General features: G+C 62.8%; 18 protein-coding genes. 8 read left to right on the top strand and 10 right to left on the bottom strand.

The genetic code is table 11. The features are described 5' to 3' along the window. Window position 1: 1 nt before the first annotated feature. Both moaC and GR198_RS05430 read left to right on the top strand, forming a co-directional pair. Window positions 2-499, top strand: coding sequence for a cyclic pyranopterin monophosphate synthase MoaC (gene moaC, locus GR198_RS05435; RefSeq protein WP_130743965.1), 498 nt, complete (start codon window positions 2-4; stop codon window positions 497-499). Beyond that, window positions 496-1,719: a molybdopterin molybdotransferase MoeA gene (locus GR198_RS05430; RefSeq protein WP_164067742.1), complete on the top strand. Its 1,224-nt coding sequence runs from the start codon at window positions 496-498 to the stop codon at window positions 1,717-1,719. The genes moaC and GR198_RS05430 overlap by 4 nt, the downstream gene beginning before the upstream one ends. A gap of 16 nt (window positions 1,720-1,735) precedes the next feature. Here GR198_RS05430 and GR198_RS05425 read toward each other — a convergent pair whose 3' ends face one another. Then, window positions 1,736-2,395: a class I SAM-dependent methyltransferase gene (locus tag GR198_RS05425; protein WP_164067739.1), complete on the bottom strand. Its 660-nt coding sequence runs from the start codon at window positions 2,393-2,395 to the stop codon at window positions 1,736-1,738. 530 nt (window positions 2,396-2,925) lie between these two features. Between GR198_RS05425 and GR198_RS05420 the strand changes: the two genes are divergently transcribed. The 3 genes from GR198_RS05420 to GR198_RS05410 all read left to right on the top strand — a co-directional run bounded on the left by GR198_RS05420 (window position 2,926) and on the right by GR198_RS05410 (window position 6,377). After that, window positions 2,926-3,300, top strand: a complete 375-nt coding sequence (locus GR198_RS05420; RefSeq protein WP_011652058.1) for a c-type cytochrome — start codon at window positions 2,926-2,928, stop codon at window positions 3,298-3,300. Window positions 3,301-3,644: 344 nt separating this feature from the next. Continuing rightward, window positions 3,645-4,118 carry a (2Fe-2S)-binding protein gene (locus GR198_RS05415; protein ID WP_164067737.1) on the top strand — a complete coding sequence of 158 codons (474 nt, stop codon included), beginning with the start codon at window positions 3,645-3,647 and terminating at the stop codon, window positions 4,116-4,118. A gap of 12 nt (window positions 4,119-4,130) precedes the next feature. Further along, on the top strand, window positions 4,131-6,377 hold the full coding sequence (locus tag GR198_RS05410; protein ID WP_164067735.1) for a xanthine dehydrogenase family protein molybdopterin-binding subunit: 2,247 nt from the start codon (window positions 4,131-4,133) through the stop codon (window positions 6,375-6,377). Between the two features lie 247 nt (window positions 6,378-6,624). Here the strand turns inward: GR198_RS05410 and GR198_RS05405 are convergent, their stop codons facing one another. Next, entirely contained in the window at window positions 6,625-7,518 is an 894-nt protein-coding gene (locus GR198_RS05405) for a LysR family transcriptional regulator (protein WP_025394629.1), read from the bottom strand. A 108-nt stretch (window positions 7,519-7,626) separates the two neighbouring features. Between GR198_RS05405 and GR198_RS05400 the strand changes: the two genes are divergently transcribed. Both GR198_RS05400 and GR198_RS05395 read left to right on the top strand, forming a co-directional pair. Continuing rightward, window positions 7,627-8,799 (top strand): NADH-dependent flavin oxidoreductase, encoded by a 1,173-nt coding sequence (locus GR198_RS05400; RefSeq protein WP_164067733.1) that lies wholly within the window; start codon window positions 7,627-7,629, stop codon window positions 8,797-8,799. Between the two features lie 36 nt (window positions 8,800-8,835). Then, window positions 8,836-9,681 carry an SDR family oxidoreductase gene (locus GR198_RS05395; protein ID WP_164067731.1) on the top strand — a complete coding sequence of 282 codons (846 nt, stop codon included), beginning with the start codon at window positions 8,836-8,838 and terminating at the stop codon, window positions 9,679-9,681. 18 nt (window positions 9,682-9,699) lie between these two features. Here GR198_RS05395 and GR198_RS05390 read toward each other — a convergent pair whose 3' ends face one another. The 5 genes from GR198_RS05390 to GR198_RS05370 form a co-directional block, all read right to left on the bottom strand. Beyond that, window positions 9,700-10,134, bottom strand: a complete 435-nt coding sequence (locus GR198_RS05390) for a GNAT family N-acetyltransferase (RefSeq protein ID WP_029874154.1) — start codon at window positions 10,132-10,134, stop codon at window positions 9,700-9,702. Between the two features lie 65 nt (window positions 10,135-10,199). Continuing rightward, window positions 10,200-12,155: a DEAD/DEAH box helicase gene (locus tag GR198_RS05385; protein WP_164067729.1), complete on the bottom strand. Its 1,956-nt coding sequence runs from the start codon at window positions 12,153-12,155 to the stop codon at window positions 10,200-10,202. Window positions 12,156-12,254: 99 nt separating this feature from the next. Further along, on the bottom strand, window positions 12,255-14,111 hold the full coding sequence (locus GR198_RS05380) for a CHASE2 domain-containing protein (RefSeq protein ID WP_029874156.1): 1,857 nt from the start codon (window positions 14,109-14,111) through the stop codon (window positions 12,255-12,257). 5 nt (window positions 14,112-14,116) lie between these two features. After that, window positions 14,117-14,635: a FecR domain-containing protein gene (locus GR198_RS05375; RefSeq protein ID WP_029874157.1), complete on the bottom strand. Its 519-nt coding sequence runs from the start codon at window positions 14,633-14,635 to the stop codon at window positions 14,117-14,119. Window positions 14,636-14,787: 152 nt separating this feature from the next. Then, complete coding sequence (locus GR198_RS05370) at window positions 14,788-15,933, bottom strand: citrate synthase (protein WP_029874158.1); 1,146 nt, start codon at window positions 15,931-15,933, stop codon at window positions 14,788-14,790. 83 nt (window positions 15,934-16,016) lie between these two features. Here GR198_RS05370 and GR198_RS05365 point away from each other — a divergent pair, with 83 nt between their 5' ends. Continuing rightward, entirely contained in the window at window positions 16,017-17,105 is a 1,089-nt protein-coding gene (locus GR198_RS05365; protein WP_029874159.1) for a citrate synthase/methylcitrate synthase, read from the top strand. A gap of 38 nt (window positions 17,106-17,143) precedes the next feature. Here the strand turns inward: GR198_RS05365 and GR198_RS05360 are convergent, their stop codons facing one another. The 3 genes from GR198_RS05360 to secG all read right to left on the bottom strand — a co-directional run bounded on the left by GR198_RS05360 (window position 17,144) and on the right by secG (window position 19,978). Then, the gene (locus GR198_RS05360; protein ID WP_029874160.1) at window positions 17,144-17,614 is read right to left on the bottom strand and encodes an SRPBCC family protein; all 471 of its coding nucleotides are present in this window, start codon (window positions 17,612-17,614) and stop codon (window positions 17,144-17,146) included. Between the two features lie 73 nt (window positions 17,615-17,687). Then, window positions 17,688-19,316 carry a CTP synthase gene (locus GR198_RS05355; protein WP_012757532.1) on the bottom strand — a complete coding sequence of 543 codons (1,629 nt, stop codon included), beginning with the start codon at window positions 19,314-19,316 and terminating at the stop codon, window positions 17,688-17,690. A gap of 143 nt (window positions 19,317-19,459) precedes the next feature. Further along, window positions 19,460-19,978 (bottom strand): preprotein translocase subunit SecG, encoded by a 519-nt coding sequence (gene secG / locus GR198_RS05350; RefSeq protein WP_029874161.1) that lies wholly within the window; start codon window positions 19,976-19,978, stop codon window positions 19,460-19,462. Window positions 19,979-20,081: the final 103 nt, after the last annotated feature.

Here is a 20,081-nt window from a genome sequence, read left to right as displayed (position 1 = left end):
TATGAGCGGCCAAAAGCCAGGCCTCACGCATATCGGTGCCTCCGGTGAGGCGCATATGGTCGATGTCTCCGACAAGGCCGAGACGGTGCGCATCGCCACTGCCGAGGGCCATGTGAAGATGGCGCCGGAAACGCTCGCTCTCATCGTCCAAGGCAATGCCAAGAAGGGCGATGTGATCGGCACGGCGCGCCTTGCCGGCATCATGGCGGCAAAACGCACCGCCGATCTCATCCCGCTCTGCCATCCGCTGATGCTGACGAAGGTCACGGTCGAGATCGAGGAAGATGCCGCCCTGCCCGGTCTGCGCGTTACGGCAACCGCCAAGCTGACCGGCAAGACCGGTGTGGAGATGGAGGCGCTGACCGCCGTCTCGGTCGCTTGTCTGACGATCTACGACATGGCCAAGGCAGCCGATAAGGCAATGGAAATCGGCGGCATCAGACTTCTTGAAAAGTCCGGCGGAAAATCCGGCGATTTCCGTCATCCGGAGGCAAGATGAACCTTCTCCCGGTCGCCGAGGCCCTGAACCGCTTGCTCTCCCGCGCAAAGCCCATTGCTGCGTCCGAGACGCTGCCGCTTGCCGAGGCTGAGGGCCGCGTCCTGGCCGTCGATCTGACCGCCGGCCTGACCCAGCCGCCCTTCAATGCTTCCGCCATGGATGGCTATGCGCTACGCCGCGAAGATGCGCCGGAACCGGGCGCCGAGCTGAAGGTCATCGGCATGTCTTCCGCCGGCCACGGCTTCGAGGGAAGCGTCAGCCAGGGTGAAGCCGTCCGTATCTTCACCGGCGCGCCTGTTCCGTCAGGCGCCGATAGCGTTCTGCTGCAGGAGGATGCGGAGAAGATCGAGGGCGGCATCCGAACCAATTTCCCTGTGCGGCAGGGCCAGCATGTGCGTCCCCGTGGCCAGGATTTCACCGAAGGCGAAGCCGTGCTGTCGGCCGGCACCGTGCTCGATTTCTCTCGGCTGACGGTTGCTGCCGGCATGAACCGGCCTGATGTCGAGGTGCTGCGGCGCCCGCTGATCGCCATTCTCGCAACCGGCGACGAACTGCTGCCGCCCGGAAGCACGCCCGGCCCTTCGCAGATCATCGCATCCAATACGTTTGGTATTGCAGCCCTTGCCCGCAAAGCCGGCGCCGATGTGCTCGATCTCGGCATCGTGCCTGACGACAAGGCCAAGATCACCGCTGCGATCGACACGGCGCGGGACGCCAAGGTCGATGTGATCGTCACGCTCGGCGGCGCTTCGGTCGGCGACCATGATCTGGTGCAGGCCACGCTGATCGAAGCTGGCATGCAGCTCGATTTCTGGCGCATCGCCATGCGCCCCGGCAAACCGCTGATGGTCGGCAGCTTCGGCGAGACGCATGTCCTCGGCCTGCCCGGCAATCCGGTCTCCAGCCTCGTCTGTTCGCTGCTCTTCCTGGAGCCGCTAATCCGCAAGCTCGCCTCCCTGCCGCCGGTGCAGCGCGAGGCAATGGTGGAGGCGGCCGTGACACTGCGCGCCAACGACCACCGGCAGGACTATATCAGAGCGAAACTTTCGAAATCCGCTGCCGGCCACTGGCTCGCCGAACCCTTCGGCAAGCAGGATTCCTCGATGATGAAGGTCTTCGCTGCAGCCGATTGCCTTGTCATCCGCCCGCCGCATGCCCCGGAGCTGCCGGCCGGAGCGCCCTGCCCGGTCATGCTGTTGCGGCCGGATCTCTTGGCATAATCTCAGCCTTTCAGCCTTAGCCGAAGAGCGAAAAGACGCCCGCCGGCACCGCCCCGCCGCCGCTGCCTCCGCCGAAATCCGCAACCGCATGGGTGGCGATTCGCCTGAGTTCGTCCTGCGGCAGGTAGGCCCGCTCGGGATCGCCGATCAGCACCTCGACGCCGCTCGCCTGGCAACGCCGCAGGAAGGCCATCACCCGCAAGGCAAGCGAGGGATCGTAGAACAGGTCGCCGACCACGAGAAGGTCAGTCGCGGGGGGCTGATCCTCGATGATATCGGCGGCCCGGGCCACGATGTCCACACCGTTGATCGCTGCGTTGAGGCCGATCGCGGCAATGGCATTGGCATCGATGTCGATAGCGGTCACTGTGGCTGCTCCAGCCTTTGCCGCCGCGATGGCGACGAGCCCGGAGCCGGCGCCGAGATCGAGGACACGGCGCCCGGTCACCATTTCCGGTCGATCGAGCAGATGGCGGGCAAGCACCGCGCCGCCAGCCCAGGGATAGGCCCAGTAAGGCGGCGGGTCGGCCTCTCTGCGACCAGCGAGCCGCCAGAGCCCGCTCGCAGGTCCCGCCGTATGAAGCCGGATCTCGGGGATGGAGGGAACGGGTGATATCGGCAGGTTGGCCTTGATGAAGGCGGCCGGATCGGGTTGCGACATGCCCGGGCGTTTCATCGTCGTCTGCTCCTGCCGGCGCTGTAACGGCGTATCGTTTTTAATAGCAAGAGCAGGCCGCCGTTGTGGAATTCACCGCAATTTATGCACGCCACGATTTAGGTGAAATAATGAAGACGAGCCAGGCTTTTCGCAAGGAACTGAACCGCTATTCGTGATGAGGCGTGCCATATGCCATTCAAGAACGCAACACAGGCCGTTGAAGCGAGACCATCTTAGCGGCAGGCATCGAGAGGGTTGCGTCCTGCTGGTGCAAAGCAAGGCAGACAACCTCCGTCGACGATCGTTGGCTGTCGGGCATTTATGAACCTCATTTCTAACATCATGCAGATAGTACCGCCTAATGCTCCATGCTGAGGCGAGGTAACGTCCCCAACCAACCGCCGTCTCCAGTGCGATGCCATGTCCGGCGACGATGAGGCGTGTCTAGGGTCCAAGGTCTTTAGCGCGGCCTGCCAGCAACGGTGCTGGCGCGCGCTACTCCACCGTCCTTTCAGGGCTTCGACAGCCTGTATTCGGGAAGAACACGCATGACAAAAATTTTGGCCTCCGTTGTGATCTCCACCTTGATCCTTGTGTCGGCGACGGCTCCTGCGGCAGCGGAGGGAGATGTCGCCTTGGGACAAAAAGCGTTTCAGCGCTGTTCCGCCTGTCATTCGACCACGGATCAGAAAAAGGCTGGGCCGGGGCTCGGTGGCGTTGTCGGGCGCGCGGCCGGCTCTGTAGAAGGCGTCCGCTATTCGGCGGCCATGAAGGCGTCGGGATTAGTATGGGACGAGGCGACGTTGGACCGATTTCTAGCAGCGCCTCGCGAGGTTGTACCGACCACCACAATGACCGTGGGCGTACCCAAGCCTGAGGATCGGCTAAACATCATCGCTTACCTGAAGTCCCTGTCGGAGTAGCGGCGAACCTCTTGGCTGAGCAAGCCGGCGATCGATGGGCACCCAACGCGGCTGATCATCGCTGACCGGTCTTGGGTTGACGTGTCTGCTCGTGCTTTTGCCTCGCATTCAGAAGCCGCCTTTCTAACGTCGTGCAGGTTTTGCCAACTAATTGGGCGCCGCCGGACGAGCTAACGTTGCCGCGGAAAGCAGGCTCTTGGTCGACGGCGTCTCATCATCCTGGAGGTTGCTGGCGGCACTCCCGTCGCCGTCGCTCTCCTCGGAGATCGACGGTTCTGACCGTTAGCTGAACGACTTCAGTCAACGAGCACATCCACTATGAAACATCGGAGAACCGACCAGTCATGATCACACTGAATATCAACGGTAATCAGCACGAGGTCGATGCCGACCCGGAGACACCCATCCTTTGGGTCCTGCGCGACACGCTCGGCATGACCGGGACCAAGTTCGGCTGCGGCGCCGCGCTTTGCGGCGCGTGCACGATACATCTGGATGGTGAGGCTGTCCGTTCCTGCAGCACCCCTCTTTCCGCTGCCGAGGGCCTGAAGATCACCACCATAGAAAAAGCGACCGACGGCAGCGACCGCGTCGGCGCCGCTGTAAGCGCAGCTTGGGTCAAGCACGATGTAGCGCAGTGCGGTTATTGTCAGAGCGGTCAGATCATGAGCGCCACGGCGTTCCTGGCATCCCTGCCCTCCGGTTCGCAGCCGACCGCCTCGGAGATCGATACGGCAATGGAAGGTAATATTTGTCGTTGCGGAACCTATGTCCGTATCCGCGCCGCCGTAGCCGATGCTGCCAGCAATCTAGTCTGAGGGAGACGCCATATGTTGCCGAACATGGATTATAGCGAATTACCGCGTGCGCTGCAGCACATGCTGGAACGAGGCCGTTCAACACCGGTCCAGGCGTTGCCACGCCGCAGCTTTCTAAAGCTGACGGGGACCCTCGGTTTGGCTGTCGGCATTTTCCCCCATCTGGCCGCCGCCCAGCCCATCTACGCGGGTGAGGCGCCGATCGCTCTGAAGCCGACCGAGCAGCCTTCCGCATTTGTTCAAATCGCACCAAATGGCGAGGTTATGGTCACAATCAACCGGCTGGAGTTCGGTCAAGGCGTCCAAACGGCATTGCCGATGATCCTTGCCGAAGAACTCGACGCGGACTGGAATTTAGTACGCAGCCAGCTCGGCACCAATGACATGGCCTATGTTGATCCGCTCTTCGGCATGCACCTTACCGGCGGTTCGAACACCATCAAGAACAGCTTTACGCAGTATCGCGAGCTGGGTGCCCGCGTCCGCGCCATGCTACTCGCAGCCGCGGCAGACCGCTGGAACGTGGATGTTTCCGCGCTGCGAACCGAGGCCGGTGTGGTTCTGGCTCCCGATGGCCGCAAACTCGGTTATGGAGAACTTTCCGAAGCGGCCATGGCCCTGCCGGTGCCTCAGAAAATAGCGTTGAAGGACCCGAAGGATTTCCGCATCATCGGCCAGCCCACCCAGCGTCTGGACGCACAAGCCAAGAGCAGCGGCCAACAGAGTTTTGGCATCGACTTCAAGCTGCCGGGACAATTGACGGCCGTGGTGGCTCGCCCTCCGGTCTTCGGAGCCAAGATAGCCTCTCTGGACGACAGCGCAGCACGTTCAGTAAAGGGCGTGAAAGCTGTTTTGCGTGTACCGCTGGATCGCGGTGCAGAGGGCGTGGCCGTGGTGGCCGACGGATATTGGCAGGCATCTCAGGGTCGCAACGCCCTTAAGGTGGAATGGGAAACATCGGCTGTCGAAAAGGTCGATAGCGAAAAGCAACTTGCTCAGTTTCGCGAGATCGCCAATCGCCCCGGCCCGCGCCAGTTCGATGCCGACATGGCGCCATTGGAAACCGCTCCCTTGAGTCTGGAAGCTGAGTTCGTGTTTCCGTATCTCGCCCACGCGGCGATGGAACCGCTGAACTGCACGGTTCGGCTTTCCGACGATCGTGCCGAGATCTGGATGGGGAGCCAAAGTGCAGGGCTCGATGCCGGCGTTGCCGCAAACGTGCTCGGCCTCAAGCCGGAACAGGTGGTGGTGAACGTGCAGACATCGGGTGGTGGCTTCGGCCGGCGCTTTTCCAGCAGCAGCGACACGGCAATGGAGGCCTGCCAGATAGCCAAGGCCGCCAGGTCGGCGGGGCTGAACGCACCGGTGCGAACGCTTTGGAGCCGCGAGGACGATATGAGGGGCGGCTATTACCGTCCGACGCATCTTCACCGCGCTCGCATCGGCTTCGACAAAGAGGGCAATGTGCTGGCCTGGGACCACACCATCGTCGGCCAGTCCATACTGACGGGAACCGTGTTCGAGAAGTTCCAGGTGAAGGACGGCATCGATGCCGCCACGACCGAGGGGATGCGGAGCCCCTATCCGCTTCCCATGCGCCTGACAGTACATCATCCTGTTGCCAACGTGCCGGTTCTGTGGTGGCGCAGCGTTGGCTCCACTCATACGGCTTTCGTGATGGAGACCTTGCTTGACGATATAGCGAGAGCCACCGACCAGGATCCGGTCGCATATCGCATGAAGATGTTTGGCGATGAGCATCCTCGTCATCGCGATGCACTGCAGCTCGCCGTAGACAAGAGCAGTTACGGCAGTAGGACATTGGCAGAAGGCAGGGCTTGGGGTGTGGCCGTGCACGAATCCTTTTCATCCGTGGTGGCCTACGTGGTGGAAGCCTCCGTCGTCGACGGGCAGCCCAAGCTGCATCGGGTTACGGCGGGGGTGCACTGCAATCTGGCCGTCAACCCTCGGACTGTGGAAGCGCAGGTCCAGGGCGCGGCGATCATGGGCTTGTCGACATGCCTTGCCGGCGCGGAAATCACGCTCAAGGACGGTATTGTGGAGCAAGGCAACTTCAGCGAATTCACGGTGGCAAGGATCACGGATGTGCCGGAGTTCGACGTCAACATCGTTCCAAGCGCGGATGCACCGACAGGCATGGGCGAACCCGGCCTGCCGCCTTTGGCGCCGGCATTTGCCAATGCCATCTCGCGTCTGACAGGCAAGCCGGTCAGGCAGATGCCTTTCAACCTCGCTTAGAACCTGGCTCGGACGAGAGCCTGCCCCGGTCCTGTGCGCCGCTGAATGCAGCGAGCCGCACAGGGCCGCGATGTTCCTGTCGCGTGACGTCTTGACAATAACGGCGCTAAGACTTCGCAGTCAGCGATGACCGCGCGCTTCATCAGCAATCAGGACAGACAGGACCTTACATCTATCGGCAATCGCGCAAGTGAGATCAGTCCCCCAACCCATCGCGACCATCTTGCGTACAGCCCTGGCAGGAGCGTCAGCCTTTGAAACGAAGCGCCTCGACGAGGAGCGCAAACGCGGCCGTATGCTGACGTCTGCTTGGGTAATAAAGGTGATAGCCAGGGAACGGCTGGCACCAATCCTCGAGGACTCGGATCAGTCGCCCGTCTGCAACGTATTGTGAAACCTGACTTTCGAAAGTGTAGGCAAGCCCGAGCCCATCCAAAGCAGCGGCTTCCAGCATCAAACTATCGTTGATGATGAGCGGCCCATTCATTCTGACCACAAGCTCCTCGCTGTCGCGCTCGAACTCCCAGGCATACAATCCACCTCCTGTGGTTTGCCGGTAGCTAATACCCCGGTGGTCGCCGAGATCGCGGGGCGTCATCGGGATTGTGCGGTTCTGGAAGTAGGACGGCGATCCCACGACCGCCATGCGAAGGTCAGGGCCGATCCTGACGGCAACCATGTCCTTTTGAACCTGTTCTCCGATGCGAATACCGGCGTCGAATCGGCCGGCCACGATATCCGTCAGGCCCTCGTCAAGAATGACCTCCATTTCAATATCCGGGTATTCCGCCAAGAATGTTGTCATGACAGGCCAAAGCACGCTCATTGCGGCATATCGAAACGTCGTGATGCGGATAGTGCCCGCCGGCTTGTCACGAAGTGAGGTGACGGCAGCGATCTCGCTTTCGATGTGTTCGAAGGCAGGGCGGAGGTTCCGAAGCATACGCTCTCCGGCATCGGTCAGCGACAAGCTTCGTGTAGTGCGTGAGATTAGCCGCACCCCCAGCCTCTGCTCCAGCATCCTGACTGAGTAGCTGACGGCAGACTGAGACAGTCCCAGCTTGGCGGAGGCGCGCGTGAAACTTCCGGCCTCGGCGACGGCGATGAAGGCTGCAAGCTCGCTGAAATCACCGTGCCTCATTTATCTCCCTCATTTCTAACTTCATGCCGATTATACCAGCTAATCAAAGTTTGTCTTCATTGCTACCTGTCATTTCACAAACCGCTTGAACGGCATGCAAGAGAGACAATGATGATGGAAGCCACCTCCGCACTATTTGAACCCTTCGTTTTCGCCAATGGGATCACGCTTCGAAACAGGGTCGTCATGGCTCCGATGACGACGTGGTCAGCCAATGACGACGGAACAGTCTCGGATGAGGAAGTGTCCTACTATCGACGCAGGGTGAACGGCGTTGGCCTCGTTCTAACGGGTTGCACGCATGTCTTGCCCAATGGCATCGGGTTCACGGGCGAATTCGCTTCTTATGATGACAGCTTCACACCAAGCCTCCGGCGTCTGGCTGAGGCGGCCAAAAGCGGCGGTGCGCCAGCGATTCTTCAAATTTTTCACGCCGGCAGCAAGGCCGTGCCGGCGCTTATCCCGGACGGAGACGTTGTCAGCGCCAGTTCGCTGCAAGTTTCAGCCGGTCCTTTCAATCCAGGCGGCGGCACGACGCGCGCACTGAGCCACAACGAAATACTTGATGTGATTTCTGCTTTCGGCGAAGCAACCCGCCGCGCTATCGAAGCCGGCTTCGATGGGGTCGAACTGCATGCGGCCCACGGCTTTCTGATCCAGAACTTTTACTCGCCGCTCCACAATTATCGCGACGACGAATGGGGAGGCTCGCTGGAAAACCGGATGCGGTTTCCGCTCGCCGTGGTCCGCAACGTGAGGCGGGTGATAGGCACACACGCGACGCGTCCGTTTCTTCTGGGATACCGGGTCTCGCCCGAAGAACCTGAAGAGGGCGGCCTTCGTATTGAAGACACCTACGAACTCATCGAGCATCTGATCGACGGCGGCGTCGACTACATCCATGCTTCGCTGACGAGCGTACTCGAAGCCCAACCACTCGAAGCCATCGCCGATCGTCCCATCGCTGAACTGATCGCCGCCACGGTAGCGGGGCGCGTTCCGGTTATTGCCGCTGGCCAGATCAAGTCACCCCAACAGGCGGAAAGCGCCCTTCATCTGGGCCTTTCGCTTGTGGCTGTAGGCCAAGGGCTGGTGATAAACCCGGAGTGGGTCGAACTTTCACGCAGTGGCAATGAGAAGCTGATCGAGAACGAGATCAGGACCACGACAATCCCGGAAATTGCCCTTCCGGCTAAACTCTGGGGCGTCATCGAGGCGGCCACCGGCTGGTTCAACATCAACGATGATCACGAAGCGCAGCGGCAGAAGGCCACCGCATAGCGGATCGGCACACAATCTCGCATGAAGGAAAATTCGATGAGTAAGGTTTGGATGATCACAGGAGCCGGGCGCGGCATGGGCCTGGATTTCGCAAAGGCGGTTCTGGCTGTTGGCGACAAACTCGTTGCAACCGGCCGCAACCCGGAGCGCGTTGCCAAGGCGATCGGCCAGTCGGAAAATCTGCTCGTCGTCACACTGGATGTAACCAAGCCGACCGACGCGGACTATGCCGTCAAGGCCGCACTCGAGCGCTTTGGTCGCATCGACATATTGGTCAACAATGCCGCAAACTTCTACTCAGGCTATTTTGAGGAGCTGACGCCGCCTCAGATCGATCTGCAACTGGCTAGTAGTCTCCTCGGCCCCATGAGTGTCACCCGCGCCGTCCTGCCGGTGATGCGCCGGCAGGGGTCCGGCAAGATCATCTCGATCTCATCGACGGCCGGCCTGCTGGGCTTTGAGTTTTGCAGCGCTTACTCTGCCGCGAAGTTTGCCCTCGATGGTTGGATGGAATCGCTGCAGCCCGAAGTGGCGCCGTTTGGTATCGAAACGATGATCGTCAATCCGGGCTTCTTCCGCACGGAATTGCTGACTGACGAATCAACCCAATATGCTCCGTCATCTATCAGCGACTACGACGAAAGGCGCGCCCAACACCTGGCATTCTGGAAATCCGCCAGCGGCCAGCAGAGCGGCGATCCCGCAAAACTCGCCCAAGCGCTGATCACCCTGGTCAACCATCCGGAGCTACCCCGCCGGTTCATCGCCGGAGTTGATGCTGTTGGCATGGTGGAACAGAAAATCGCGCTGTTGCAGCAACAGATCGATGCCTACCGGGACCTTTCAAGTTCGCTTGCCTTTGACGTGAAATCCCAAGCCTGAACGACGCTTTGCTGATGCTCAGTAATTCTTCATCGCAAGATGCGGCATGCCGCCGTCAAGAAATTCCGCGCCATAGGCAACGAAGCCGAAACGCTCGTAAAGCGGCAGCTTGTCCGCCTGCGCGGTGAGATAGAAGCGGTTGTCACGGGCGCCGCGATGCAGTTCCATCGCTCGCCCGATCATTGCGGCTGCAATGCCTTGGCCGCGCCATCGGCCGGCAACCGCAACCCGGCCGATCTTCACATGTTCCTCTGCGTAAATGACCCGCAGCGTGCCGGAGACTTCGCCCGCCGTGACGGCGACAAGATGATGGGCGTTGAGATCGTCGGCATCGAATTCCTCGGCTTCGGGAACCTTCTGCTCATGCACGAAAATAGCGCGCCGCAGCCGGAAGGCCTCATTGCAGAGCGTACTGAAAACCGGGACGCTGAGGATCGCCGTTTCCATCACCATCCTTGCCTCCCTCAGGGATACGGCCCAAAGCCCTCCGCCGGATCAGCGAAGGGCTGCCGGCAAAATCAGCCGGGCTTCTTCTTTGAAAATTTAGCTTTCGGTCCGGCGCCGCCCTTACCCTCAAATTTGGGGGCCTCGGATCTGGGACCTTCGAATTTCGGCTTGTCGGACTTCGGGCCATCGAAGCCGGGTTTGCCCGGCTTCTTGCTCCAGGGCTTGCTATCCCGTCTTTCCCCGCCGCTATTGTCGGCTGCAGCATATCCGCCGCCCGGACCCTTGCCGAACTTGTTCTTCGGCCGCTCGCCGCGGAACGCGTCGTCCGGCCGCTCGTCGCGCGATGGCTTGCCGGCATAGGGTTTCGGCGCAGGCGCCCGGTTGAAATCCGGCGTGCCGGAAAGCCTGGTCACGCGGATGCCGCGTTCGAGCGCTTTGTTCGGACCGATCGCCGCCAGGAAGCTTTCGGCGCTCGCCGCGGCGATCTCCACGAAAGTTTCTTCGGGCTGCATCTTGATCGCGCCGATCTCGCGCTTCGTCACATTGCCGTTGCGGCAGAGCATCGGGATCAGCCAGCGCGGCTCGGCATTCTGCTTGCGCCCGACCGAGACGGAAAACCAGACGCTGGCGCCAAAATCTTCGCGCGGTCCCTTCTGCGCTGGCTCGTAGGGCTCGGCATTGTCGCGGCGCTTGCGGCTGCGGTCGTCCTGCACGGTAATCTCAATGAGGTCCTCCGGCGCCGAATGATTGGTGCGGTAAAGACGTAAGAAAGCGGCGGCGAGCTTTTCGGCGCCGTGGCTGGCGAGAAGCTGCTGTACCAGCCCCTGCTCTTCTTCCTGCGGCGTTTCGTTGAAAATCGGATCGGCGAGCAGGCGCTCGTCGTCGCGCTCGCTCACTTCCTCGGCCGAGGGCGGCCGCGCCCAGGCAGCCGAAATACCGGCATTCTCGAGCAGGCGCTCCGCCTTGCGCCGTGCATTCAACGGCACGATCATGGCGCTGATGCCCTTGCGTCCGGCCCGGCCGGTTCGGCCGCTGCGGTGCAGCAGCGTGTCCGGATTGGTCGGCAGGTCGGCATGGATGACGAGATCGAGCCCCGGCAGGTCGATGCCGCGGGCGGCAACGTCGGTCGCGATGCAAACACGGGCGCGTCCGTCGCGCATCGCCTGCAGCGCGTGGGTGCGCTCGTTCTGGGTCAGCTCGCCGGAAAGCGCCACGACGGCGAAATTGCGGTTGTTGAAGCGCGCGGTCAGATGGTTGACGGCGGCACGCGTCGAGCAGAACACGATGGCATTGGTCGCCTCGTAATAGCGCAGCACGTTGATGATCGCATTCTCGCGGTCGCTCGGGGCAACCATCAGCGCGCGATATTCGATGTCGATATGCTGCTTTTCCTCGGCCGCGGTGCTGATGCGCACGGCATCGCGCTGGTAGCTCTTGGCAAGCTTAGCGATCGCCGCCGGCACCGTTGCCGAAAACATCAGCGTCCGGCGTTCGTCCGGCGCCGCATCGAGGATGAATTCGAGATCCTCACGGAAGCCGAGATCGAGCATCTCGTCGGCCTCGTCGAGCACGGCGGCCTTCAGTTCCGACATGTCGAGCGCCCTGCGGCGGATATGGTCGCAAAGCCGGCCGGGCGTGCCGACGACGATATGGGCGCCGCGTTCGAGCGAGCGGCGCTCGCTGCGGATGTCCATGCCGCCGACGCAGCTGACGATCACCGCGCCGGTCATCTCAAAGAGCCATTCGAGCTCGCGCTTCACCTGCAGGGCAAGCTCGCGCGTCGGGGCAATGACGAGGGCGAGCGGCGCGGCGGCATTGCCGAAGCGCTCCCTGCCTTCGAGCAGCGTCGGCGCCAGCGCCAGGCCGAAGGCGACGGTCTTGCCGGAGCCGGTCTGGGCCGAGACCAGCGCGTCGGAAGCGGCGAGCGCCGGATCGAGCATCGCCTTCTGCACAGGGGTGAGTTCGGCGTAACCGCGCTTCTGCAACGCCTTGGCGATCGCCGGAACGACGCCGTTAAATTCTGTCATGAGTTCGATCTTTCGGAGCTGTCAGGCGCGTTGCTGCGCCATGGCCGGAGCCAGCCGGCGGGGTATTTGCGCCGTTCCTAGCCGCTCCCGCGGCGATTGTCAAAGCGTGCGGCTACGCCATAGCCAGGCGTCGATGCGGCTTGCCCGGCCGCGTAGCGCCGTTTCCAACGGTCCTTCCATCCGGCCGGACTGCGTGAGCACGCTATCGGGACCTGCAGCGCGGACGATTTCGGCGCTCAGCGCCAGCTCGACACCATGGCGGGCGGCGACCTCCATCAGCCGGCTGCCGACATTGATGGTGTCGCCTGCCGCGGTGATCTGCTGACGGTCGCCGGTGCCCAACCGCGAGGCGACGATCGGGCCGCAATGGGCGCCGACTTTGAAGCCGATCTTCTTCTGGGCAAAGCCCGCATGCGCTTGAAGCCAGGCCCTTGTGCGCTCGCATAGGCTGACCGCGCAGGCAGCGGCGCGGGCGGCGTCGTCATCGGCAGGCTCCGGCAGGCCGAACAGGATCATCGCCCCGTCGCCCATGAAGCTGGTGATGGCGCCGCCATGCGCGCGCGCCTCCTCGTCGACCAGTTCGAAGAAGCCGCTCAGCATCTCGCTCACCGCCACCGGCCCGACATTTTCGCTGAGGCCGGTGAAGCCCGAGAGATCGATGAAGATGACGGCGGCGTTCTGGCGCACCGGCGCGGCAAGGAAATTCGGATCGCGCGCCAGCCACTCGCCGAGCCCGGGCGCCTCGATGCGCTGCAAGAGCGCGCTCTGCTCGGCGAAATGACGGGCGCGGCCGCGGTCGAGCCAGAGTTCGGCCGCGCCATAAGCCAACGCCGGCGGCAGCGCTGCGGCGATCGGCAGCGCCGCACTCAGCCAGTAGCCATGTGCGAAGGCCGACAGGTTGAGCATCGCCCAGACGATCAGCGTCAGCACGATGATGACATAGCCTGCCGCACTCCGCCGCCAGGCGACCAGCGACACGAGCACGATCGGCAGTCCGATGGCGGTGGCGGCATCGATCAGCCGCATCCTGCGGTCGCGCACCATGCCGTCGCCGGTAACAAGATGGGTGATCGCCGTCGACATCACCTCGACGCCGGGCATGACGGGATCGAACGGCGTCGGGAAGACGTCGCCGCCGCCGGTGACGGTCGAACCGATGACGACGATGCGGCCTGCGACCGCATCCGCCGAAAGCTTGCCATCCAACGCATCGGCGGCGCTGAAGGTGGCGATGCTGCCGTGCCCGCCATAGAAGGTCACCGGCAGACGCTGGCCGATATCTGTGGGAATACGCAGCTTTCCGAGCATGATGGCGTCACGTTCGATGGTGGGATCGACGCCGAGCGCCACCGACGCGACACGCAGCGGAAAAGCCGGATCCAGCCGGTCTGCGGCACGCGAGATCAGCGGGATAAAGCGCGGCGTGCCGGTCTGGTCGGTTGCGACGTTGACGATGCCGACCGCGGCGGCCCCGGCAAAGCGAGGAAGCGGCAGCAGCAGCTGGTTTGCCTCCGGGATGGCGGCAAACGGATCCTCGGCCGCATCGGTGACCCGCTGGCTGCTTTGCGCGAAAGTGGCCGCGGCCGCAATCACGCTCGGTCCCTGGCGAAGGGCGGTAGTCAGCGCCGCATCACCCGCCTCCGGTCCCGGATCGACCAGCAGAATGTCGATCGCCAGGGCCTTCGGCTTCAACGCGGTGATCGCGTCGGCGAGGCGCGCAAGTGTCGCCCGATCGAGCGGATAGCCGTGGGCGGCCGCGGTGCGGTCGTCGATCGCGACGATCGAGACGACGGGAGGCGGAGTCTTCGCCCCGATGATGGCGCTGCGGATATCGGCAAGCGAGGCCTCCATCCGGTCGAGAAGGCCGCTTCCGGCATGGAGATTGACATAGCCGAGCGCAGCTCCCCAAAGACCGGCGAGCAGCAGCGCGATCACTGTCAGCAGGCGATGGTTCATGGGACTTATTGGCCGAGACGGGCAAGAAGGGCAGCGGCGCGTGGCGCCGGCCAGCGACGCACGACGAGGGGTTCGGTTCCAGCGGTAACGTCGACGCCCTCGCCCTGCGACAGCACCACCGGCTCGCCGGCCGACCGGCGAACCGCGACGCTGCCTCTGACGACCAGCACCGAGGTCTGGCCGCCTGCGACATCGACAGCCCATTGGGTGCCGCGCACGGCCGCGATCGCCTGCGGCGTCACGACCTGGAAACCGCCGGCGTGCTGGGTGTTATCGACATCGACGAGAATGGCCTTGCGGCGCAGCGATGCCGAATCCGGGCTGCCGTCACGGTTGCGGTCGACGAGGCTGTAGGCCGCGCCGGCCTCCGCCGTCACCGTCACGCCACCGGGACAACTGAGCACCTGGCGGGCGCCGGCATCACGCGATACCGTGCAGCCGGCAGACTGCGCAAAGGCCGCCCCATGCGGAATAAGGCCGGCAGCGAGTGCGGCGGCAAAAAGGCTGCGAAACGTCGTATTCATGGAAAGTCCCCTTGACCGTGCGGAACGGCTCTTTTCGAAAGCGCCCGCCCACCGTCTTCTTCCCAACCGTCTTCTAATATGAAGCATGATAGCCGAATTCAAATATTTCCCTAGACCAAAAAAGCAAATCGTCGCAATCGCCGACGGAATTCTTACGTTCTATTATCCGTTTCAGGAGCCGGTCCGGTATAACGCGCCCGCGGCCGGATCAATTCGCCGCTGTCGATCTGTTCCATTGCATGGGCAAGCCAACCGACTGAACGGGCAAGCGAGAAAATGATGATCGGCGCCTCCCTCGAGAGATCGAAGGCGGCGGACATCGCGGCAAGCGCAAAATCGACGTTGACCTTCTCGCCGACCATCTCCTCGCCGGTTTCCCGGACCTCGGCAAACTGCGGCGGCAGGGAGAAGTGCGAAAGCAGCGCCAAGGCCCTGACATCGCCATCGGGATAGAGCGGATGGCCGAAGGCCGACAGGCGATTGCCCTGGGCAAGCGTACGGCGGATCGCCTGCTCCGCCCCAAGCGCGGAAGCGGTCTCGATCAAGGCGTCGACGCCTTGCCAGGCGGCACCATGCAACGGCCCTGTCAGCGTCGCCAGACCGGACAGCACGGCGGCCGAAAGGGCTGCACCCGCCGATGCCGTGACCCGCGCCGCAAAGGTCGAGGCGTTGAGTTCGTGATCGGCAAGCAGCACCAGCGCGCGGCGCAGACAATCGGCGGCATCCGGCCGCTGCCAGCTTGCCGCAAGCCTGAGATGCAGCGGTCGGTCCGACGTCCCAGGCGCCAGCGCATCGGCGACTGTGTAGAGAACCCCGCTAGCTTCGCGACGAAGTGCTGCCTGCGAGCGGCCGAGCGACGGCAAATCCGATGTTATACGCCCCGCTAGCGCCAGGAATGCCGCCTGAAGCGACGGAGAGGCATGTCCGGTCCCGCTGCCGCAGGAGAGTGGCTCCGCGCCGTTCCAGAGCAGTGCCGCCGTCTGCTCCAGCGTCGCGACTTCAGCGAAACCGGCCGCATCCTTTCCGCGATAGAAAAGCCGCCCGCCGATGATGGTGGAAATTGCCGACGACAGAACCGGATCGCCCCAGCGGATCGCCTCGGCGGCGACCGTTTCGGTCTTGCGGCGGCCGGCATGGCGTTCGGCAAGCCGCTGTACGTCGGCAGCCTGGTAGAGGCTGCGCCGCGGGTCGGCAGGATCGGGCTTGGCGCGGATGCGTCCGCGGCTGACATTGGCATAGAGCGTCTGTGGCTTGGTCTTCAGCGCCTGCAGCGCCTCCTCGGCGGTCAGCCAAGACATCGGAACCTCATGTTGATCAATTGCATCAAGATTGACGTCAATGAAACTAGGTCGGATCATCCGGACCGTAAAGGAGAAACAACATGAAAAACGGCTTGGAAGATGTCATTGCTGCCGAAACGCAGCTTTCGGATGTCGATGGCGAAGCGGGACGACTGATCATCCGCGGCGTATCGCTGGATCACCTGGTTGCAGACGGCACCTATGAAGGCGTCGCCGCCCTGTTGCTCGATGGGCTGATGGAAAAAAGCTTCGACGAAGCGGAATTGCGCGACTGGTTGGCACAGGCGCGAACGAGGATTTTCGGCCATATCAAGGCCGCCGATGCCGCCCTGCTCGCTTTGCCTCCTGTTGATGCGATGCGGGCGCTGATCGCCCGCCTGCCCGACGGCGAGGATTTCGATACCGCTCTCAGCCTTCTGGCTGCGCCCGCAGTTTTCCTGCCGGCGATCCTTCGCATGCAAAGCGGCAAAAGACCGATCGCGCCCGACGCCTCGCTGCCGCAGGCGGCCGATATCCTGCGCATGCTGACCGGAAAATTGCCGACCAGGGAGCAGACGTCAGCACTCGACACCTATCTCGTGACGATTTCGGACCATGGCCTCAATGCCTCGACCTTCGCATCGCGCGTCATCGCCTCGACGCAGGCCGGCCTCACCTCTTCCGTACTCGCGGCACTGAGCGCGCTGAAAGGGCCGCTGCATGGCGGCGCGCCCGGTCCTGTACTCGACATGCTGGATGCGATCGGAACGGCGGAGAATGCTTACCCGTGGATCGAGGAAGCACTCGACCGCGGCGAAAGGCTGATGGGCTTCGGCCACCGCATCTATCGCGTCCGCGATCCGCGCGCCGATGCGCTGAAGGGCGCGCTGAAGCCGCTGATATCAACCGGACAGGTAAACAGCGCCCGCGGTACATTGGCCGAAGCCGTGGAGGTCGCTGCATTGGCGATCCTGAAGGCACGCAAGCCGAACCGGCCGCTCGACGTCAATGTCGAATTTTATACCGCGCTGCTGCTCGAAGCGCTCGGCTTTCCCCGCGAGGCCTTCACCGGCGTCTTCGCGATCGGCCGCACCGTCGGATGGCTGGCGCATGCGCGCGAACAGGCGCTCGACGGCCGGCTGATCCGGCCACGCTCGGTCTATATCGGGCCGTTGCCGGCGGCCGCGTGAAGGTTGAATTCGGCGGCAGCATGTCCTGCCGCCGATCCTCAACCGCCGACGAAAGCGGCCAGATTGCCGAGCGTCGAGCGGCACCCTTCCTCATTGTCTTCGAGGCGGATCCCGGGCGGAATATTGTCACAGACCATCGTCACATCGGTGCCTCCATCCGCAGGCGACAACATCGTGCTGACGGTCATCTCGCCGGAAAAGCCCTCGTCCTCGGAATCGAAGACCGTTGCCCAGACGATTCGTTCATCCGGCACGAGCTTGGCAAAGCGGCCTTCAAACCTGTCTGTCTTGTCGGAGGTCTTGCCCGGCTGCGATGTCTCGTCGTCGGGATAGACGAGCGACATGCTGAAGGCACCACCTTCCCTGCCCTCGAAGGCATGGGCAATGCCCTTCATCGTATCAGGCGGAAGCCAGGTGGCGACCGCGTCTGCATCGAGGAAGGCGCGGTAGATGCGCTCGCGCGGTGCGGCGATGAAGCGTGAGACGGTGGTGCTGCGTGAAGGGGTCATGCCGGCAAGTTAGCGCAGGCACGGATGTTATCCAGATCGCGCCTGAAACAACGCGATCTGGGGCTGTCAGTCGTCACACGAGACGGCTCTGTTCCGTCGCCGCTTCTATGAAGCTGGCAAACAGCGGATGCGGGTCGAGGGGCCGGCTCTTCAGTTCCGGGTGGTATTGCACGCCGATGAACCAGGGATGATCGGGATATTCGATCGTCTCCGGCAGCACGCCATCAGGCGACATGCCGGAGAAGACGAGGCCGCAGTTCTCGAGCCGGTCCTTGTAGTCGATATTGACCTCGTAGCGGTGGCGGTGACGCTCGGAAATATCCGTGGAACCGTAGATATCCGAGATCTTCGTGCCCTTCTTCAGCGCCGCCTTGTAGGCGCCGAGGCGCATCGTGCCGCCGAGATCGCCGGCTGCCGTGCGCTTCTGCAACTCGTTGCCCTTGACCCATTCGGTCATCAGGCCGACCACCGGCTCTTTCGTCGGACCGAATTCGGTCGAGGAGGCACCGGACACGTCGGCGAGATTGCGCGCCGCCTCGATGACCGCCATCTGCATGCCGAAGCAGATGCCGAAATACGGCACCTTGCGCTCGCGGGCAAAGCGGGCAGCGTGGATCTTGCCTTCCGAACCGCGTTCACCGAAGCCGCCGGGCACGAGGATGCCGTGCACCTTTTCGAGATAGGGCGCCGGATCTTCCTTTTCGAAGACCTCGGACTCGATCCATTCGAGATTGACCTTGACGCGATTGGCGATGCCGCCGTGATGCAGCGCCTCGATCAGCGACTTATAGGCATCCTTGAGGCCGGTATATTTGCCGACGATCGCGATCGTCACCTCGCCCTCCGGCGTGCGGATGCGGTTGCAGACCTCTTCCCACGGGTCTAGCCGCGGCTTCGGCGCGGGCTCGATACCGAAGGCCGCGAGCACTTCGTCGTCGAGGCCTTCCTTGTGGTAGGCTATCGGTACATCGTAGATGTTGGCGACGTCGAGCGCCTGGATGACGGCAGACGGGCGAACGTTGCAGAACAACGAGAGCTTGCGGCGTTCGGCTTCCGGAATTTCGCGGTCGGCACGCACCAGCAGGATATCGGGATGAATGCCGAGTGCCTGCAGTTCCTTCACCGAATGCTGCGTCGGCTTGGTCTTGAGCTCCCCGGCCGCCGGAATATAGGGCATCAGCGTCAGGTGGACGTAGACGGCAGTGCCGCGCGGCAGGTCGTTTCCGAGCTGGCGGATCGCCTCCATGAACGGCATCGCTTCGATGTCGCCGACCGTGCCGCCGATCTCGCAGATGACGAAGTCGTAGTCGTCATTGCCCTCGATGACGAAATCCTTGATCTCGTTGGTGACGTGCGGGATCACCTGCACCGTCGCGCCGAGATAGTCGCCGCGCCGTTCCTTGTCGATGATGTTCTTGTAGATGCGGCCGGTGGTGATGTTGTCGGTCTTGGTCGCCGAACGCCCTGTGAAGCGTTCGTAGTGACCGAGATCGAGATCGGTTTCCGCGCCGTCGTCGGTGACGAAGACCTCGCCGTGCTGGGTCGGGCTCATCGTGCCCGGATCCACGTTCAGATAGGGGTCGAGCTTGCGAAGCCGAACCCGATATCCACGGGCCTGCAGCAACGCTCCAAGAGCCGCGGCCGCAATTCCTTTTCCGAGAGAGGAAACCACGCCGCCAGTGATGAATACGTATCGCGCCATGGGATTCACCGGATACCTTTTCAAAAACGATTCCACCAGCCCAAAAATTCTTTTCCAGAACTTTCGATGCGTGGCGCAGGAATCTGAACAAAAGAAAACCGGCAGACCCGAGGGCCTGCCGGCGGTTTATGTCGAAGACCGGTTTACTGTCCCGTCGGGACGCCGGAGGGAGCCGGTGCCGGCGCGGCCGGAGCTGCGGGCGTTGCCGGGGCAGTCGTTGAAGGCGCGGTGGCCGCCGGGGCCTGAGTGCCAGTTGCCGGCGCCCCAGTTGCTGGCGCCTGAGCGGCGGGAGCCTGCGGTGCGGGTGCTGCCGCGCCGCTGCTCGGAACGCCGTTGCCGGCCGGCGGGGTTGCCGGAGCCTGCGCGCCGCCGAGCGAATCGAGAATACCGTTGCCCTGGCCGCCTGTTGCCGGAATGCGGTCGAGAATGTCGCTCGGACGGCCCTCGTAACGCGTCAGGATGCCGAGGCCGAGCGAGGTCAGGAAAAACAGGGTCGCAAGGATCGCGGTCGTGCGCGTCAGCGCATTGGCCGTGCCGCGGGCCGACATGAAGCCGGAACCGCCGCCGATGCCGAGGCCGCCGCCTTCCGAGCGCTGGATGAGCACGACGCCGACGAGGGCGAGCACGATCATGAGATGGATGACAATCAATACGGTCTGCATGGGTCCAGTCCTGCCCGCCTGGAGACGGACATAAGTAAGAATTCTGGCGGCTCTTTACATGAGGCTTTCATCTATTCCAAGCCCTTCAGCCCGGAATAAACTC

The sequence above is a fragment of the Rhizobium leguminosarum genome (assembly GCF_010668065.1).
In the GTDB taxonomy this organism is placed as follows: domain Bacteria; phylum Pseudomonadota; class Alphaproteobacteria; order Rhizobiales; family Rhizobiaceae; genus Rhizobium; species Rhizobium leguminosarum_S.
Note: the sequence above shows the minus strand (reverse complement) of the source record. Positions and strands in the feature narration are given on the sequence as shown.

Coding starts and splice junctions, on each gene's coding strand:
- GR198_RS05355 (WP_012757532.1), bottom strand. CDS start 19,316: ATGGCGCGATACGTATTCATCACTGGCGGCGTGGTTTCCTCTCTCGGA.
- GR198_RS05375 (WP_029874157.1), bottom strand. CDS start 14,635: ATGAATACGACGTTTCGCAGCCTTTTTGCCGCCGCACTCGCTGCCGGC.
- secG (WP_029874161.1), bottom strand. CDS start 19,978: ATGCAGACCGTATTGATTGTCATCCATCTCATGATCGTGCTCGCCCTC.
- GR198_RS05400 (WP_164067733.1), top strand. CDS start 7,627: ATGATGATGGAAGCCACCTCCGCACTATTTGAACCCTTCGTTTTCGCC.
- GR198_RS05370 (WP_029874158.1), bottom strand. CDS start 15,933: ATGTCTTGGCTGACCGCCGAGGAGGCGCTGCAGGCGCTGAAGACCAAG.
- GR198_RS05390 (WP_029874154.1), bottom strand. CDS start 10,134: ATGGTGATGGAAACGGCGATCCTCAGCGTCCCGGTTTTCAGTACGCTC.
- GR198_RS05420 (WP_011652058.1), top strand. CDS start 2,926: ATGACAAAAATTTTGGCCTCCGTTGTGATCTCCACCTTGATCCTTGTG.
- GR198_RS05430 (WP_164067742.1), top strand. CDS start 496: ATGAACCTTCTCCCGGTCGCCGAGGCCCTGAACCGCTTGCTCTCCCGC.
- GR198_RS05425 (WP_164067739.1), bottom strand. CDS start 2,395: ATGAAACGCCCGGGCATGTCGCAACCCGATCCGGCCGCCTTCATCAAG.
- GR198_RS05385 (WP_164067729.1), bottom strand. CDS start 12,155: ATGACAGAATTTAACGGCGTCGTTCCGGCGATCGCCAAGGCGTTGCAG.
- GR198_RS05360 (WP_029874160.1), bottom strand. CDS start 17,614: ATGACCCCTTCACGCAGCACCACCGTCTCACGCTTCATCGCCGCACCG.
- GR198_RS05395 (WP_164067731.1), top strand. CDS start 8,836: ATGAGTAAGGTTTGGATGATCACAGGAGCCGGGCGCGGCATGGGCCTG.
- GR198_RS05380 (WP_029874156.1), bottom strand. CDS start 14,111: ATGAACCATCGCCTGCTGACAGTGATCGCGCTGCTGCTCGCCGGTCTT.
- GR198_RS05365 (WP_029874159.1), top strand. CDS start 16,017: ATGAAAAACGGCTTGGAAGATGTCATTGCTGCCGAAACGCAGCTTTCG.
- moaC (WP_130743965.1), top strand. CDS start 2: ATGAGCGGCCAAAAGCCAGGCCTCACGCATATCGGTGCCTCCGGTGAG.
- GR198_RS05415 (WP_164067737.1), top strand. CDS start 3,645: ATGATCACACTGAATATCAACGGTAATCAGCACGAGGTCGATGCCGAC.
- GR198_RS05405 (WP_025394629.1), bottom strand. CDS start 7,518: ATGAGGCACGGTGATTTCAGCGAGCTTGCAGCCTTCATCGCCGTCGCC.
- GR198_RS05410 (WP_164067735.1), top strand. CDS start 4,131: ATGTTGCCGAACATGGATTATAGCGAATTACCGCGTGCGCTGCAGCAC.